15 protein-coding genes are annotated in these 15792 nt (G+C 37.9%); 3 read left to right on the top strand and 12 right to left on the bottom strand.

Features of this window, described 5'->3' with window-relative positions; all coding sequences use genetic code 11:
- Positions 1–32 precede the first annotated feature (32 nt).
- Together IEU90_RS03060 and IEU90_RS03055 are read left to right on the top strand one after the other, a co-directional pair.
- Positions 33–185 (top strand): hypothetical protein, encoded by a 153-nt coding sequence (locus IEU90_RS03060; protein WP_188357697.1) that lies wholly within the window; start codon positions 33–35, stop codon positions 183–185.
- Between the two features lie 447 nt (positions 186–632).
- Complete coding sequence (locus IEU90_RS03055) at positions 633–1802, top strand: tyrosine-type recombinase/integrase (RefSeq protein ID WP_153710571.1); 1170 nt, start codon at positions 633–635, stop codon at positions 1800–1802.
- A 110-nt stretch (positions 1803–1912) separates the two neighbouring features.
- Here IEU90_RS03055 and IEU90_RS03050 read toward each other — a convergent pair whose 3' ends face one another.
- The 4 genes from IEU90_RS03050 to uvrC all read right to left on the bottom strand — a co-directional run bounded on the left by IEU90_RS03050 (position 1913) and on the right by uvrC (position 6918).
- Positions 1913–2746, bottom strand: a complete 834-nt coding sequence (locus IEU90_RS03050) for an SDR family NAD(P)-dependent oxidoreductase (protein WP_153710572.1) — start codon at positions 2744–2746, stop codon at positions 1913–1915.
- Between the two features lie 15 nt (positions 2747–2761).
- Complete coding sequence (rnz, locus tag IEU90_RS03045; protein WP_153710573.1) at positions 2762–3691, bottom strand: ribonuclease Z; 930 nt, start codon at positions 3689–3691, stop codon at positions 2762–2764.
- Between the two features lie 32 nt (positions 3692–3723).
- Positions 3724–5043, bottom strand: a complete 1320-nt coding sequence (obgE, locus tag IEU90_RS03040) for a GTPase ObgE (RefSeq protein WP_153710574.1) — start codon at positions 5041–5043, stop codon at positions 3724–3726.
- Positions 5044–5106: 63 nt separating this feature from the next.
- On the bottom strand, positions 5107–6918 hold the full coding sequence (gene uvrC / locus IEU90_RS03035; RefSeq protein WP_153710575.1) for an excinuclease ABC subunit UvrC: 1812 nt from the start codon (positions 6916–6918) through the stop codon (positions 5107–5109).
- Positions 6919–7061: 143 nt separating this feature from the next.
- Between uvrC and IEU90_RS03030 the strand changes: the two genes are divergently transcribed.
- On the top strand, positions 7062–7205 hold the full coding sequence (locus IEU90_RS03030) for an SPJ_0845 family protein (protein ID WP_163705215.1): 144 nt from the start codon (positions 7062–7064) through the stop codon (positions 7203–7205).
- A gap of 42 nt (positions 7206–7247) precedes the next feature.
- On the opposite strand, the gene IEU90_RS03025 is transcribed toward IEU90_RS03030, so the two are convergent.
- The 8 genes from IEU90_RS03025 to rpsO form a co-directional block, all read right to left on the bottom strand.
- On the bottom strand, positions 7248–7547 hold the full coding sequence (locus IEU90_RS03025; RefSeq protein WP_153710576.1) for a nucleoside triphosphate pyrophosphohydrolase family protein: 300 nt from the start codon (positions 7545–7547) through the stop codon (positions 7248–7250).
- 1 nt (position 7548) lies between these two features.
- The gene (gene yihA / locus IEU90_RS03020; RefSeq protein ID WP_153710577.1) at positions 7549–8139 is read right to left on the bottom strand and encodes a ribosome biogenesis GTP-binding protein YihA/YsxC; all 591 of its coding nucleotides are present in this window, start codon (positions 8137–8139) and stop codon (positions 7549–7551) included.
- 23 nt (positions 8140–8162) lie between these two features.
- Positions 8163–9413: an ATP-dependent Clp protease ATP-binding subunit ClpX gene (gene clpX / locus IEU90_RS03015; protein ID WP_153710578.1), complete on the bottom strand. Its 1251-nt coding sequence runs from the start codon at positions 9411–9413 to the stop codon at positions 8163–8165.
- 139 nt (positions 9414–9552) lie between these two features.
- Entirely contained in the window at positions 9553–10863 is a 1311-nt protein-coding gene (gene tig, locus IEU90_RS03010) for a trigger factor (RefSeq protein WP_153710579.1), read from the bottom strand.
- A 196-nt stretch (positions 10864–11059) separates the two neighbouring features.
- The gene (gene tuf / locus IEU90_RS03005) at positions 11060–12250 is read right to left on the bottom strand and encodes an elongation factor Tu (protein WP_153710580.1); all 1191 of its coding nucleotides are present in this window, start codon (positions 12248–12250) and stop codon (positions 11060–11062) included.
- Positions 12251–12428: 178 nt separating this feature from the next.
- A complete protein-coding gene (locus tag IEU90_RS03000) occupies positions 12429–13334 on the bottom strand; it encodes a hypothetical protein (protein WP_188357696.1) in 906 nt (301 codons plus the stop codon).
- A 168-nt stretch (positions 13335–13502) separates the two neighbouring features.
- Complete coding sequence (locus IEU90_RS02995) at positions 13503–15284, bottom strand: ribonuclease J (protein WP_188357695.1); 1782 nt, start codon at positions 15282–15284, stop codon at positions 13503–13505.
- Positions 15285–15460: 176 nt separating this feature from the next.
- Positions 15461–15730: a 30S ribosomal protein S15 gene (gene rpsO / locus IEU90_RS02990; RefSeq protein WP_003666833.1), complete on the bottom strand. Its 270-nt coding sequence runs from the start codon at positions 15728–15730 to the stop codon at positions 15461–15463.
- Positions 15731–15792 lie beyond the last annotated feature (62 nt).

The raw sequence follows: 15792 nt of genomic DNA, 5'->3' as shown, positions 1-15792 counted from the left end.
AGCTCTAACAACATTAAAAATGGTGAATAATAATGGCACATAATAAAATTAACAAAGATTCCAATAATAAATCCCTTTCTGATTTAAAAACGACTCATTTAAACATAGACGCAGACGCAACTGAAGAAGAACGCAAAGAAATCATCAAATGGTTTGAAAAGAACTTTAGAGAGAAAGACGAATAATTATTATTCAAAAGCATCCCCCTACGAACTTTTAGGCATTGCCCTATATAAAAAAAGAGGTACATACTCCTTTCTAAGTAGTCTATCACAGCAAGCTGTGATTTAACGACTACCGAAAGGAGATGAACCTCATGACTAATTTCACACTTTTAATTCTACTCTTGATAATTATTGAAATCAAGCGCTAGGCAATGCCTAAGGGGCGCGAGCCCCTGCGTGTCTCGCGCCCTCCTGCTTCTACTAATTTAAAGCGGTCAATTCCGTGACCGTTTTAAAAAGCACTTCAAAAGAACACCAGTTTGTATAAGCGATATAACACTATAAAATCAAAAAAGTCTATCTTCTACGGCAATAGGAGACAGACTATGGAGTTAAAAATAAAGTTCACATCCCTATTTTTAACTCCTTCATTATAACATTTGTATCTACCAGAATGGAGGAACAATTATGTGGATTGAAAAAGTAACTACAGGAAATAAAGTTCGATATAAGTATACAGAACGGTTCAAATCTACCCTCACTGGGCGCTACAAGCGAGTTTCCGTTACTTATGGAAAGAAGACCCCACAAGTCGTTAAAACGGCTACCAGAGAGCTAGAAGTTAAAATTAGAAAATCACTTAGCAAAGAACAAGCACATGAAACCAATATTGAACTAGGCAAGCTTCGAGATAAGTTCCTGACAGCATACGAAAAACGGGTAGCCCTTAAGACCTATCAAACCAACAAGAATCTTTTAGATAAAGTCGTAGATGATATTGGAGAGCATACTATCGCTAAAAACATTACTACTACCTACTTTAACAATTATTTGGAGGAAAGACTTTATAATCCAAAGAAACCGTTAAAAAATAGTACTGTTCGAGCAATTAGGAAAGCCTTATCTATTATGTTCAAATGGGCTGTTAGTCATGGAGAACTTGCTGCAAACCCGATTGAAAAAGTTGAAGTTAATTGGCGTAATGAATCCCGTGAAAAACGGGAACGAATTGAAAATAAATATCTAACCAAAGATGAGTATAAAATAATTATCAACTACTGCACTAAGCATAAAGCATTTCTGTACCGTGATATTATTGAATTTCAATATTTAACCGGGTTACGATATGGAGAATTAAGTGCTTTACAAGTTAAAGATGTACTTCAACATGATAATCATTACTTTGTTGATGTAAATGGTACGATGGAATATAAACACAAACCTGCTAAGCATTATAAAAGCCATTCGACTAAGACACTATCAAGTACGAGACAAGTTATTCTTTCACCAACAGCTACGAATATTGTTAAACGTAATATGCAAGATAAATCCCCTAGTGATTGGCTGTTTAGTCGTCATATTGTGCGTTCAAGCCGAACAGTGCCAGTTTACCTTGATACAATGAATTCTTTCTTAAAACAGGCTTCTGAGGGAATAGACAAGCATGTTACTACTCATATCTTTCGGCATACTCACATCTCAAACTTAGCTGATCTTGGCATTCCTTTAAGAGTTATTCAGCAACGAGTTGGTCATGAAGACGGTGAAATTACTCGTCGAATTTACCTTCATGTTACTAAAAATGCTACTGATAAATTCAATGATGAGGTAAACTTAATCGACAAAACTTTAAACTGAAAAAGGGCTGGTTCATGACCAACTCTTTTATTTTTGCCCCTTTTATGCCCCTTTAGTAGTTCTGAAAGAAGCCACAATCGCTGTAATACCAGTCAATTCAAGGGTTACCATTATAAATTCTTTTTATCTTGTTGGAAGTCAAAAAACTTTTTAATAGCCCAGTCGCCTAGACCGGGGATAACTTGGTAAGCCCAGCCAAGATAGGCCACGTATCCTGGAACATTAATTTCTCGTGTTTTATACCCTACATTATTCCAAATTCGACGCGCCAAATCTTCTGGAGATATAAACATCCATTTTGGCAAATGAGCGCGATAAGTGTAGTCATTATCAGCTTTATCAAAGAACGGTGTATCAATTGGTCCTGGATTTACTGTTAATACTTGAACTCCATAATCCGCTACTTCCATTCGCAAAACATTGTCAAATTGAATTACTCCCGCCTTAGTTGCCGAATAAACGGCACTATTTGGCGTTGGAAGTTTACCAGCTAGCGAACCCATATTAATAATTGCGCCGTATCCTTGATCCATCATTTGCTTAGCAACACAGCGGCTAATATACATTAATGCTAATAAATTAGTATGAACCATTCTTTCCATCGACTGGTATGATTCCTTAACAGCGGGAATAAAATCACCTAACCCAGCAGAATTAATTAGAACATCAATTCCGCCTACTTCATGTTGAACTTTTGATAGGACAGCATCAATCTGATCAGGATCGGTAACATCGAGCTGGTAGGCAAATGCTGGTCGGCCAGATAAAATCAAACATTTTTTCGCTACTTCTTGTAACTTTTCCAGATTACGAGCAGCAACTACAACTATCGCACCACGACGGGCAGCTTCAAAAGCCAATTCTCTTCCAATTCCACTTGAGCCACCTGTAATTAATACTACTTCATTTCGTAAAAAGCGTAACATCTTTACTCTTTTTAACATTTTCGCCATCTCTTTTCATTTTTTGAATGGAATATCAATCACATCAAAGTCATTCACAACGCGAGTATCAGGAACAATATTTCGAACTTGATAAGCTAACTGGTAAGCAGCTTTTCCTGTATAGCGAGCCGAAATATGATTTAATAATAATTTTTTTACGCCAGCTTTTTTAGCAATTTCAGCTGCTTGTTTACTAGTTGAATGATAGTAACTATGTGCCATTTTTGTTTCATCTTTGGCAAAAGTACTCTCATGTACTAATACATCAGCGTTCTGTGCTAATAAAACAGCATTATGTGTTTGTCTTGTATCGCCCAGGATAGCAACAATTCTCCCCGGTTGCGGTTTCCCGATAAAATCATGACCATCTAAGGTGCGGCCATCAGGAAGCGTTACCGTTTTTCCTGCTTTCAGTTGACCATAAATCGGTCCCGATGGCACATTTTGTTCTCGTAATTTTTCAACTTGTAGTTCTCCAGGATGATCAGCTTCTTCAATTCGATAACCGAAACAGGCAATTTTATGATCCAGTTTACGAGCAACTACTCTAAAACCATGATCATTAAATAATTCGCCATCATCAGTTAATTCAACAAAGTGCAAGGGATAGCTTAGTCGCGATTCGCTTACTTGTAAAGAAGTTTGGACATATTGCTTTATGCCAACCGGTCCATAAATCGTTAACGGCTCAGTCCCTCCTTGAAATGAACGAGAACTTAATAATCCTGGTAATCCAAAAATATGATCGCCATGTAAATGAGTAATGAAAATTTTTTCTATTTTACGTGGACGAATAGTTGTGTGCAGAATCTGATGTTGCGTAGCTTCACCAACATCAAACAGCCAAATTGCATTCCGTTCTTCTAATAATCGCAACGCAACACTTGCTACATTACGCTGCTTACTTGGTGAACCGGCGCCTGTTCCTAAAAATTCTAGTTGCATTGATAACTTTCCTACCTTCGTTGCATATAATTTTACTGAATAAATTCAAAGACAAATTTTTCGATTCTTACAAGGTCGCCATCTTGGACACCCTTAGCTCTTAACGCATCATCAACCCCCATGTGCCGCAATTGACGAGCAAACCGCAGTTGACTTTCTTCATGAGTTAAGTCAGTCATCTTAAATAGCCGAATAAGCTTCTCACCGCCAAGGACCCACGTACCATCTTCATCTTTAGTGATAGTAAAGTCAGCCGTGCTATCTGTCTTTTCAGGGGCAGCTGCACGATATTCAGCAGTCAGCTCCTTATCATGGCTCTCACTATCAAATGATGGTGTCTTATCCAATAGGTCAGCAGTCAATTGCATTAATTGCTGAACACCTTGATGAGTTACCGCCGAAATTGGGAATATTTCAGGTTGACTTTCTAAAGTCTTATCTGTGGCTAGGTCTGCTTTAAATGTAGCTAAATTATCATCGGAATTAGGTAAGTCCATCTTAGTAGCCACTACTATTTGTGGACGTTTTAATAATTCAGGATCATAATTTGCAAGCTCTTTATTAATCTGTCGGTAGCGTTCAATCGCTTGATGCGGATCTTCACTACTCATATCAACAAGATGAAGAAGAACACGGGTCCGTTCGATATGCCGCAGGAACTTTAATCCAAGCCCAACACCTTTGGATGCCCCCTCAATTAATCCAGGCATATCTGCCATTGCAAAATCACGACCATCCGGTAGCATTACCATCCCCAAGTTAGGAGTTAGCGTTGTAAATTCATAAGCGGCAATCTTAGGTTTAGCACCAGTTACAACCGATAATAATGTTGATTTTCCAACAGATGGGAACCCAATTAACCCAACATCGGCTAACATTTTTAGTTCTAGTTCTAAATAATGATCTTCTCCCGGTTCACCGTTTTCTGCAATTTCAGGAGCCGGATTCTTAGCACTAGCAAAATGGATGTTTCCACGGCCCCCGCGTCCACCTTTAGCGACAACGAGTTCTTGACCTTGTTCAACTAGGTCACCAACAATTTCACCGGTATCTAAGTCTCTAACGGTTGTTCCCTGGGGGACGGCAATAATAGTATCTTCAGCACTTGGTCCCGTCATTTGTTTACTCATTCCATTACCACCATTTTTTGCTTTAAAGATTCGGTGATAGCGAAAGTCCATTAAAGTTCTTAAACCTTCATCCACTTTTAAGATAATACTACCGCCACGGCCCCCATCACCGCCAGCGGGTCCACCGTTTGGAACATATTTTTCGCGACGAAACGCAACCATTCCATCGCCACCCTTACCAGCATGTACTTCAATCTTTATTTGATCAACAAACATATTCATAATGAATGTCTCCGTTCTTTAGTCTAATATTTAGTATATTTAAAAATTTAATGTGTGTCAAAATCAGTCATGACTACTTCGCTTTGCTACTTCCGCATTTTTTTGAAGTGATACTTTAATTAATTGTGCTGTTGAACGATTAATCCCTAATGAATGAATCTCATCAACTGACGCTTGGGCAATTTTAGTAATTGAACCGTACTTTTTAAGTAACTTTGTTCGTGTTCGCGGACCAACGCCTTTAATCTCATCTAACCGTGAGCTTAGGGAGTGCTTTGTGTGAACACGGCGATGAAACGTGATAGCAAATCGGTGAACCTCATCTTGAATCCGTTGAACTAAGTAAAAGCCCTGACTACGCGGATTCAGGTTAATATGATGATCGTCATCACCAAATAATAAATCGGCAGTTTGGTGCTTATCATTTTTCACCATTCCCACTACTGGAATATCAAGCCCTAATTCATTTTCTAAGACATCCTTAACTGCATCCATTTGAATCTCACCGCCATCCATGAAAATCATATCAGGCATGGGCTTATTTTCTTTTAATAACCTTGAATAACGGCGACGAATAACTTCCCTTGTACTAGCCGCCTCATCAGCATGATTAACTACGGTTTTCAACTTATACTTACGATAAAAGTTTTTAGCTGGCTCCCCATTAATAAATACAACCATCGCACTTACAGGATCGGCTCCTTGAATATGGGAATGATCAAAAGCTTCAATTCGGTGTCCCTCCGGAAGGCCAAGTGCGTCTGTAATTTCCTTCATCGCACCGGTTGTTTTACTTTGATCCATTTCTAATAAACGGAATTTTTCATCAAGCGACAACCGTGCATTCTCCTGGGCCATCGCTAACAGGTCCCGTTTCTCCCCACGAACTGGTGTCCTAACCGGTACCCCTAAGATCTCACTAATTTCTTTATTAGGAAGCCCTTTAGGCAACAAGATTTCATGAGGCAAGATATTATTCCGTCGATTATAAAATTGAAGAATAAAACTGGTCATTTCTTCTGTTGCTGTGTCAACAATTGGAAATAATTTTTTCTCCCGTTTCATCAATCGTGCTTGCCGAATAAAGAAAATCTGAATTGATAACCACCCTTTATCCATATAGAAATTAAATAAGTCACGAGGTGTTTTATCATTTGAAATAATCTTTTGTTTTTCAACAGTCACCTCAATGTAATGAAGCTGGTCACGAATCTCAGCAGCACGCTCAAATTCCATGCTATCGGCTGCTTTGAGCATCTTGTCGGTTAATTGTCGCTTCACTGTGGTGGTATTCCCATTTAGGAATGATTTAATTCTTTTTATTTGGTGATCATACTCGCGTTGCGGAACCTTTTTAAAACAAGCTCCCAAGCATTGACCCATATGATAATACAAGCAGGGACGCCCCTGATACCCATTACAACGCCTTAATGGGTAAACCTTTTGGATAAAATGCATTGTCTCTTCAGCGGCATAAACATTCGGGTATGGACCGAAGTAGTATCCGCCATCTTTTTTTATTTTACTTACAATTTTAATTTGCGGATCACGCTCATTGGTTATCTTTATGTAAGGATAGCCAGTTCCTTTTTTTAACTTAATATTAAAATACGGTTGATGTTTTTGAATTAACGTTATTTCAAGTAAAAAGGATTCCTTATTAGTAGAAGTTACAATTGTTTCAAAGTCTGCAACCTCTGATACCATTTTAGCAACTTTACCAGTATGACTACTCTTAAAATATGAACGCACTCGATTTTTTAAATTTTTAGCTTTACCAACATAAATTATCTGATCATTAATATTTTTCATCAGGTAGCATCCTGGCTTGTCAGGTAACAATGCTAGTTTATGCTCTAAATGTTCACTGGCCATAGTAGAATCCCTCCGAAAAATTTGTTAACACTATATTATATCTGAAAAAGCATTACCTTGGCAAAAGAAGTGTTTAGAAATAATTGTTATTTATTAAGATTTATGCTAGCATTTTGTCAAATATAGAAAAGGAGCTTTTACAAATGGGATTAGTTACTAGAAGAAACGAGCAGCTCGACAAATTATTTGATCAATTTGCAGTTGACCCGAAAAAGCCAAAAGCAAAAGTAGAAAAAGTGGATAAGGACAAGAAAAAGAATACCGACAAAGCAGATAAGAAAGATTAAAAATAAGCGGAGATGTGATGAATTCATATCCCCGCTTATTATTTAACCTTGTTTTTTGAAACCAGCCGGATATCGCCGATTTAACTCGTCAATGTTTGCCTTAGCTACTTCTTCAAATGGAATATCTGCCCATTCTGCTATCTGGGATAAGTACCATAAAACGTCACCCATTTCATGAATGAGTTCTTTGCGATCTAACTTACGTCCCCGAAAAGTATAATTTTTTACTAAATCAACAACTTGTCCTGACTCACCTGCTAATCCTAATGCACAATTCGTCAGTACTTGTTCGTTTCCATATAAGGTTCGTTTTGCTGCATTTTGGTATTCATTAAAATCCAACTTAGTTCTTCCCCATTCGCTCTTCAATCCATTGCCAAACATCATCTTTACCCTTTTTTTCTGTCGCAGAGAATAAAATAATCGGTGTCGACTTATCAACTTCAAGGGTCTTTTTGATAAGACTTAGCTGACGGTTCCGCGCACTCCGCTTTACCTTATCAATTTTAGTTCCAACAACCAATGTCGGAATATTATAATATTGTAGCCAATTATACATATTAACATCGTCAGGAGTTGGTGCATGTCGAGCATCCACTAACTGGATAACTCCACGCAATTGCTCGCGCTGGGTCAAATACTGCTCAATCATTTGCCCAAAACGTTCTCGTTCCTTTTTTGAAACCTTTGCATACCCATAACCTGGCACATCAACAAAATATACTTTATCTTCAACATTATAAAAATTTAAAGTTTGCGTTTTACCAGGCTGGCTTGATGTATGAGCAAAATTCCGCCGATTAATTAAAACATTGGTTAATGATGATTTTCCAACATTAGAACGACCAACTAATGCAATTTCTGGAATATTAGTTTTTGGATACTGTTCATCACTTACCGCACTAATTGTCAAATCTACATTGTGAACTTCCATGCCAATCCCTCATCTCCTACCTTTTAAGAAGCTTTTTCGTCTTTTAAAACGTAACGAGGTTCTGTATGCTGAGTTACACATCGTTTATCAATAATAACTTTTTCAACATCCTTGCGACTTGGTAAGTCAAACATTACATCCCGCATAACATCTTCAATAATCGAGCGCAACCCACGAGCACCGGTATTACGTTTTATTGCTAACTGCGCCATTGCACGTAATGCACCATCAGTAAAGGTTAATTCACTGCCATCAAGCCGAATTAACTCCTTATATTGTTTAACTAGGGCATTTTTAGGCTCTGTAAGAATTCGAACGAGGTCATCTTCATCAAGTTTCTCAAGAGCTGTCATTACTGGTAACCGACCAATAAATTCTGGAATTAATCCAAACTTAAGTAGGTCCTCGGGAATAACATGTTGCAAAATGTTTTTATCAGTAACAGTTTCAGCTTCTCGGGAATCCGTACCAAATCCAATTGTCTTATCACCAAGACGTTCTTTGACAATTGTTTCAATTCCATCAAAGGCTCCACCTACAATAAAGAGAATATTTTTAGTATCTACTTGAATAAACTCTTGCTGTGGATGCTTTCGTCCTCCCTGAGGCGGTACATTAGCAATTGTCCCTTCAAGAATCTTTAATAGGGCTTGCTGAACTCCTTCACCTGAAACATCACGGGTAATTGAGACGTTTTCACTTTTCTTAGCAATTTTGTCAATTTCGTCAATGTAGATTATCCCTTTTTCTGCTCGTTCAACATCAAATTCAGCCGCCTGGAGCAACTTTAGGATAATATTTTCAACGTCTTCACCCACATAACCAGCTTCAGTTAAGGTAGTTGCATCTGCAATAGCAAACGGTACATTAAGGATTCGTGCTAATGATTGGGCAAGATATGTTTTCCCTGAACCTGTTGGCCCAATCACTGCAATGTTACTTTTCTGCAATTCAGTATCGTTGTTATCGCCACTCATCATTGCATTGACACGCTTATAGTGATTATAGACAGCAACTGCTAATGTTTTCTTTGCATCGCCTTGACCAATTACATAATCATCAAGTTCTGTAACAATTTCTTCTGGCGTTGGAACACGAAATGCCTTTTTTGCTTCATCTTCTGCTAGTTCTTGATCAATAATTTGTTTACAAAGGTCTACACATTCGTTACAAATATAAACACCAGGACCAGCAACAATTTTTTTTACTTCATCCTGTGATTTTCCACAAAATGAACAGTGAACTGAATCCATACCACTGGTATCTTCAAACATAAATGGACCTCCTCTAAGACTTATTAAAACATAATAACAAAATTACCGTTTAATTTCGACTAATTAAACTCTCCTTGGCAAAAAAAACGCCCAATCAAAGTGATTGGACATTTTGATTAGTAATCATTAAGCTAATTACTTATTTGTCAGACTTTTTATCGTCCTTAACTTGCTTTGCTGAATCAGCAACCAAGTCAACTGCCTTCCGGATCTTGATGTCATGAGTTAACATATCGTTTGATAATGCCTTCTTCACAGCATCTTCTTCCATTCCGTATTGCTTAGCAAGATCAGAAACTTCCTTAGCAATTTCGTCTTCAGTAGCATCTAACTTAGCATCGTCAACAATTGCTTCTAATACAAGATTAGTCTTTACACGTTGCGCAGCGTCATTAGCAAATTGCTTCTTCAAGTCTTCTTCCTTTGTACCAGTAATTTGGAAGTACATTTGAGGACTAATTCCTTGTTGCTGCATTCCAGCTAAGTATTGTTGCATTTGACGGTTAGTATCATCGTCCAGCATTGCTTGTGGAATATCTTCAATTTCAGCATTGGCAACAGCCTTGTTGATAGCAGCATCTTCAATAGCAGCCTTTGCTTGGTTATCCTTTTCTTCTTGAAGTTGTTTCTTAGTCTTTTCCTTCAATTCTGCTAAAGTATCAACGTCTTCGTCAACATCCTTTGCAAAATCATCATCAAGTTCTGGTAATTGCTTTTCCTTGATTTCGTGGATCTTAACTTCGAATAATGCGTCTTTACCTGCAAGAGACTTTTCATGGTAATCTTCAGGGAAAGTAACATTTACATTAACATCTTCATCAGCATTGTGACCAATCAATTGATCTTCAAATCCAGGGATGAATGATCCTGATCCCAATTCAAGAGAATAGTTTTCTGCGGAACCACCATCAAACTTCTTGCCATCTACACTACCAGTATAGTCAATAACAACTGTGTCACCCTTTTCAGCTGGCTTGTCTTCTTTTAATACAAGTTCAGCTTGTTGTTGACGCTTAGTTTCAAGTGCATCATCAACATCAGCATCAGTAACAGTAGTGTCTTGAGCTGGAACTTCCATGCCCTTATATTCACCTAATTTTACTTCTGGCATAACGTCAACTTCAGCAGTTAATACCCATGGTTGACCCTTTTCCATACTCTTAATATCAATCTTAGGCTGATCAACAGGTTGAATATTAGTTTCCTTTACAGCTTCGTTATATGCATCAGGCAATACCTTGTTTAATGCATCTTGATATAATGATTCTTCACCGTACATTTGGTTAAAGATTTGACGTGGGACACGACCCTTCCGGAAGCCCGGAACAGTAATCTTTTTACGAGTTTCAACGAATGCTTCGTCAATTCCCTTGTTAATAGTGTCGACATCAATTTCAAATGTCAATGTACCTTTGCTGGCATCGCTATCGCGTTCCCATTTTGCTGACATTTTATTTCCTCCAATAACAAATCAATTTGACTAATTAATAAAAACAATTAGTCTTTACATACTATATTAGTTTACCGTAGGAGACCAGTAATTGCAACTTATTGCGAGCTGATCAACTAGTTATTTTTCAAATAAATCTCCTAAAGAAAAAAGACTTGGGAAAACCCAAGCCTTTTTAGCGCACATGCACTTAAAATTAGTCTAAGATGTCAGATACAACACCGGCACCAACAGTGTGTCCACCTTCACGAATAGTGAACTTAAGACCCTTTTCAAGAGCAACTGGCTTTTGTAAGTTAACAGTAAATGTAACGTTATCACCAGGCATAACCATTTCTACACCATCTGGCAATTCAATAGTACCAGTAACATCAGTTGTGTGGAAGTAGAATTGTGGACGGTAGTTTGAGAAGAATGGAGTGTGACGACCCCCTTCTTCCTTGGTCATAACATAAACTTCACCCTTGAAGTTCTTGTGAGTTTGGATTGAACCTGGTTCAGCCAAAACTTGACCACGTTGGATTTGATCGTGTGAAATACCACGAAGAAGTACACCAACGTTGTCCCCAGCTTCACCAAGGTCAAGAGTCTTGTGGAACATTTCCAAACCAGTAACAGTTGACTTAAGAACGTCATCAGTTAAACCAACGATTTCAACTTCGTCACCAATCTTAACAGTACCACGATCGATACGACCAGAAGCAACAGTACCACGACCAGTGATAGTAAATACGTCTTCGACAGGCATCATGAATGGCTTGTCAGTAGGACGCTTTGGAGTTGGAATGTAATCATCAATAACATCCATTAAGTGAAGGATAACCTTTTCTTGTTCTGGGTCACCTTCAAGTGCCTTAAGAGCGGAACCACGAATAACTGGAATATCATCACCAGGGAAATCGTATTCGCTAAGTAAGTCACGAACTTCCATTTCAACTAAGTCAACTAATTCGTCATCGTCAACTAAGTCAGTCTTGTTTAAGAAGACAACGATGTATTGAACACCAACCTGACGAGCAAGAAGAATGTGTTCACGAGTTTGTGGCATAGGACCATCAGTAGCAGCAACAACAAGGATAGCACCATCCATTTGTGCAGCACCAGTGATCATGTTCTTAACGTAGTCAGCGTGTCCAGGGGCATCGATATGTGCGTAGTGACGCTTTTCAGTTTCGTATTCAACGTGGGCAGTGTTGATAGTGATACCACGTTCCTTTTCTTCTGGAGCAGCATCGATATCAGCGTAATCTTCTGCCTTTGCTAAACCTTTGGCTGCCAATACCTTTGTAATAGCAGCAGTTAAAGTAGTCTTCCCGTGGTCAACGTGGCCAATAGTACCAATGTTAACGTGGGGTTTTGTACGTTCATAATGTTCTTTTTCAGCCATTAATGAAAACCTCCTGATAATTTACAAGTATAATGCCAGCACACCATAAACGGTGGCCGACATACCCTTATACATATTGTACAACTTCTTTTCGCCAATTGAAAGCTTTAATCTTAGGCTCTGAAGAAGAATTCTTAAATATAATATCAACTATCTGCGCATTTGTAAATGTATTTGACTAATGTTTTTCCATTAATTCATCAATCTGTTCTCCTAAACGGGATTGCCACTTAGCTGCATCAGACTCTTCTTCAATTGTTTTTCCTTCAATTCGCCCAATTAAAATATTAATCCATTCATCAATATCAACAATCGTTTGTTCTACCCGCGGATATAAAAACATTGCCTGCAGCTGAAATTCTTGATTTGCTAACCTTTCCGTTTGAGGATTCTGGTTTCCGCATTTAATTGAAATTAATCTTTTTCCCTCAGCAACAATTGGCAATCCATTCAACGGCAATAAATCGGCTGGTATTACAGTGTATTCAGTTTTATCTAGCCAATAAATAGTAACCGGATCATTCACCTGTAATTTACACAGTAATTCAACTAAACTTGATTTTACAAGCGGATGAGTATATGGATCACGAAGTAAAAATTTAGAGCCTGTAATGAATTCATTTAATGGTAATTTAAAGCCTGCTTGCAACCTGCTCTGCTGCTCAGTAAGAGAATAATCGCCTAGATGGTAAAAGTCTCGCAATCGTGCCTGCAGTGTCTCCTGGTATTCTTGTCGTGACTTTTCTTCGCCTGCAACTACTAAGGACAGTAACTCATCTTGCCATTGGGAAAGGCTACTAATTACCTGCCTTGCTAAAATAAACAATTCATTTTGAACTAAAATACTAATAGCAATCTGAGCATCTGTAAAATCATCAAACATCACTTCTAAATACTCAAATAAATACGTACATGCCCTTGTGAACTGCTGTGTATGATATAGGGCAATAATAGTTAATCGCCCTACTTCAGAATCATCGACTTCAGTTACAAGTCCCTCTAAAATTTCACTAGCATCTTGCCACTGCTCTTCGTCAACTAATTTTTTGGCTTGAAGGTATTTATCTTGCTGGGCTTCATTCATCGTATCACCCTTTTTCTAAATCAAATGCAATCTTCATCATTTTTAATTATGACACGTTCAAATATATATTCACATAAAAAGAAATTTAATTATTGAAATGCATAAAGGCTGAGAAAAAACTTTTTGCTTTTTCCCAGCCTATTAGCATAATAGCAACATCACTTGTAACTATTTATTTTCTCTTGCCGCTCGCTTTCTGCCACGACCACGATGATGCTCTTTATTTGACCGTTGTTTTGCTGGAGCTTCTTCTTTTTTCTCAGCAACATTCTTATTTCTCTTTGCATGCTGATTAATTTCCATAATTACTGGTAAGATTACCGGATGACGCTTTGTCTGATCGAATAAGAAACGGTTCAGCTTATCACGAACATCTTGTTTTAAGTGACTCCAATCAAACTCTTTTTGGTCAAGATTTTCTTGAACAATCTTTTCTACCAGGTCCGCACTTTGTTGCATAAGTTGACGATTAGTCTTAACAAACACAAAACCACGAGATGTAATTTGCGGACGGGCCACAATTTTCTTCTTCTTGCGATCGATTGTTGCTACAACAACAAAAATCCCATCTTCAGACAGAACACGCCGATCACGGAGAACAATATTACCAATATCACCAACACCCGTACCATCAATCATCGTATTACTTACATCGATATGTTCACCAACATGGAATTTACCGTTTTTATAAGTTAAAACGTCCCCTTTATTAACAATAAAGATATTTTCTTTAGGGATTCCAACTTCCTCTGCTAATTCAGCATGACGATCCAACAACCGATATTCTCCCTGAATAGGAATAAAGAATTTTGGCTTCATGAAGTTTAACATTAACTGTTCATCATTTTGATTAGCATGTCCAGAAGGATTTAAATCATCAGAGATAAATTTAACTTCTGCTCCCGTCCGATAAATCATATCCTTTGTCTTTTGCACTTCTGTCTCTTGCGCATACGAAGGAGTTGTTGTTACAAACACAAGGTCTGTCCCTGTTAGTTGTAAATTAGGGTTATCGCCATTAGCAATTTGCTGCAAGGATTTGATTGGCTCACCCATTTTACCAGTCTCCAAAATAACAACCTGATTAGGCTCTAATTTTTCAGCTTCTTTTCGGCTAATAAAAAGATCATCCGGCAAGTCTAATTTACCCAAATCCATTGCGGTATCAATAATTTGTTCAATATCTTCACCGGACAAGACAATTTTTCGATCTACTGCAATTGCTGCATTAATAATTTGCTGAACACGCATAATATTAGATGCAACACTAGCAACAATAATCCGGCCATTTTGATACTTGAAAGTTTCTTTAATATACTCACCAATATCTTGTTCTCGGGCAGATGCTCCTGTGATTCCAGCCCCAGCAGAATCACTTAAAAGCGCTAACACTCCTTGTGAACCAATTTCGGCTAATCGTGCTAAATCTGTCTGATAACCCTTTTTAGCGGTTTGATCAAACTTAAAGTCCCCAGTGTATACAATATTCCCTGCCTTAGTTTCTAAGACAATTCCCAATGTTTCAGGAATTGTGTGAGTTGTCTGGAAGAAAGAAACAGTCACATCGTTAAAATCAATCGCGGTTGAGGCATCTACAACATGGAAATCCTTAAATTTCTTAACTTCTTTGTGGCTCTTAACCGCCAGCTTTGCTAAAGCAATTGTCATTTCACTACCAAAGACCGGAACATTAAAGTCCATTAAGAAGTATGGCAAAGCGCCAATCGAGTCAGCATGTCCATGAGTTAAAAAGACACCAACAATTCTATCCTTATGCTCACGTAAATATTCCCAATCAGGAATGACAACATCTATCCCCATTAGCTCATTTTCTGGGTATTTTAACCCAGTATCTAAAATAAAAATTTGGTCTTCAATCTCAACGGCATACATGTTTTTTCCATTTTCACGTACACCACCAAAAGGAATAATCTTAATATTATTATTCATTGATTTGGCTCCTTTGATATTTAGTTTTGAACCTCTTACTAACTAATCGTATATCAGTAAGAATTTTCTATCGTTCATAATAGCTATAAATATCTTACCACAATCAATGAGAATTATGGAATAAAAACAAAAACACCCTACCTTCAAGTAAAGGTAGAGTGCCTGGGCAATAGTAATTACCGACGTAAGCCTAACTTTTGAATAAGTTCACGGTATGCAGGTAAGTCAGTCCGACGTAAGTAAGCTAATAAGTTACGACGGTGACCGATCTTCTTCATTAAACCACGTTGTGAGTGGTAATCATGCTTGTGTGTACGAAGGTGGTCGTTCAATTCGTTAATGTCTGCAGTTAAAACAGCAACTTGAACTTGTGTTGAACCAGTGTCTCCTTCGTGTGTTGCAAATTCCTTAATAATTTGATCTTTACGTTCTTTTGAAATAGCCATGCTATTTTCCCACCTTTCAATATTTATCCGCCTAAGTTCTAAGTATAACGTCGGTGAGGATC

This window comes from Limosilactobacillus caviae, assembly GCF_014635905.1.
GTDB lineage: Bacteria > Bacillota > Bacilli > Lactobacillales > Lactobacillaceae > Limosilactobacillus > Limosilactobacillus caviae.
This window is presented reverse-complemented; position numbering and strand designations above follow the sequence as displayed.

Coding starts and splice junctions, on each gene's coding strand:
- IEU90_RS03030 (WP_163705215.1), top strand. CDS start 7,062: ATGGGATTAGTTACTAGAAGAAACGAGCAGCTCGACAAATTATTTGAT.
- IEU90_RS03055 (WP_153710571.1), top strand. CDS start 633: ATGTGGATTGAAAAAGTAACTACAGGAAATAAAGTTCGATATAAGTAT.
- tig (WP_153710579.1), bottom strand. CDS start 10,863: ATGTCAGCAAAATGGGAACGCGATAGCGATGCCAGCAAAGGTACATTG.
- yihA (WP_153710577.1), bottom strand. CDS start 8,139: ATGGAAGTTCACAATGTAGATTTGACAATTAGTGCGGTAAGTGATGAA.
- IEU90_RS03060 (WP_188357697.1), top strand. CDS start 33: ATGGCACATAATAAAATTAACAAAGATTCCAATAATAAATCCCTTTCT.
- rpsO (WP_003666833.1), bottom strand. CDS start 15,730: ATGGCTATTTCAAAAGAACGTAAAGATCAAATTATTAAGGAATTTGCA.
- IEU90_RS02995 (WP_188357695.1), bottom strand. CDS start 15,284: ATGAATAATAATATTAAGATTATTCCTTTTGGTGGTGTACGTGAAAAT.
- IEU90_RS03000 (WP_188357696.1), bottom strand. CDS start 13,334: ATGAATGAAGCCCAGCAAGATAAATACCTTCAAGCCAAAAAATTAGTT.
- uvrC (WP_153710575.1), bottom strand. CDS start 6,918: ATGGCCAGTGAACATTTAGAGCATAAACTAGCATTGTTACCTGACAAG.
- clpX (WP_153710578.1), bottom strand. CDS start 9,413: ATGTTTGAAGATACCAGTGGTATGGATTCAGTTCACTGTTCATTTTGT.
- tuf (WP_153710580.1), bottom strand. CDS start 12,250: ATGGCTGAAAAAGAACATTATGAACGTACAAAACCCCACGTTAACATT.
- rnz (WP_153710573.1), bottom strand. CDS start 3,691: ATGCAACTAGAATTTTTAGGAACAGGCGCCGGTTCACCAAGTAAGCAG.
- IEU90_RS03050 (WP_153710572.1), bottom strand. CDS start 2,746: ATGTTAAAAAGAGTAAAGATGTTACGCTTTTTACGAAATGAAGTAGTA.
- obgE (WP_153710574.1), bottom strand. CDS start 5,043: ATGAATATGTTTGTTGATCAAATAAAGATTGAAGTACATGCTGGTAAG.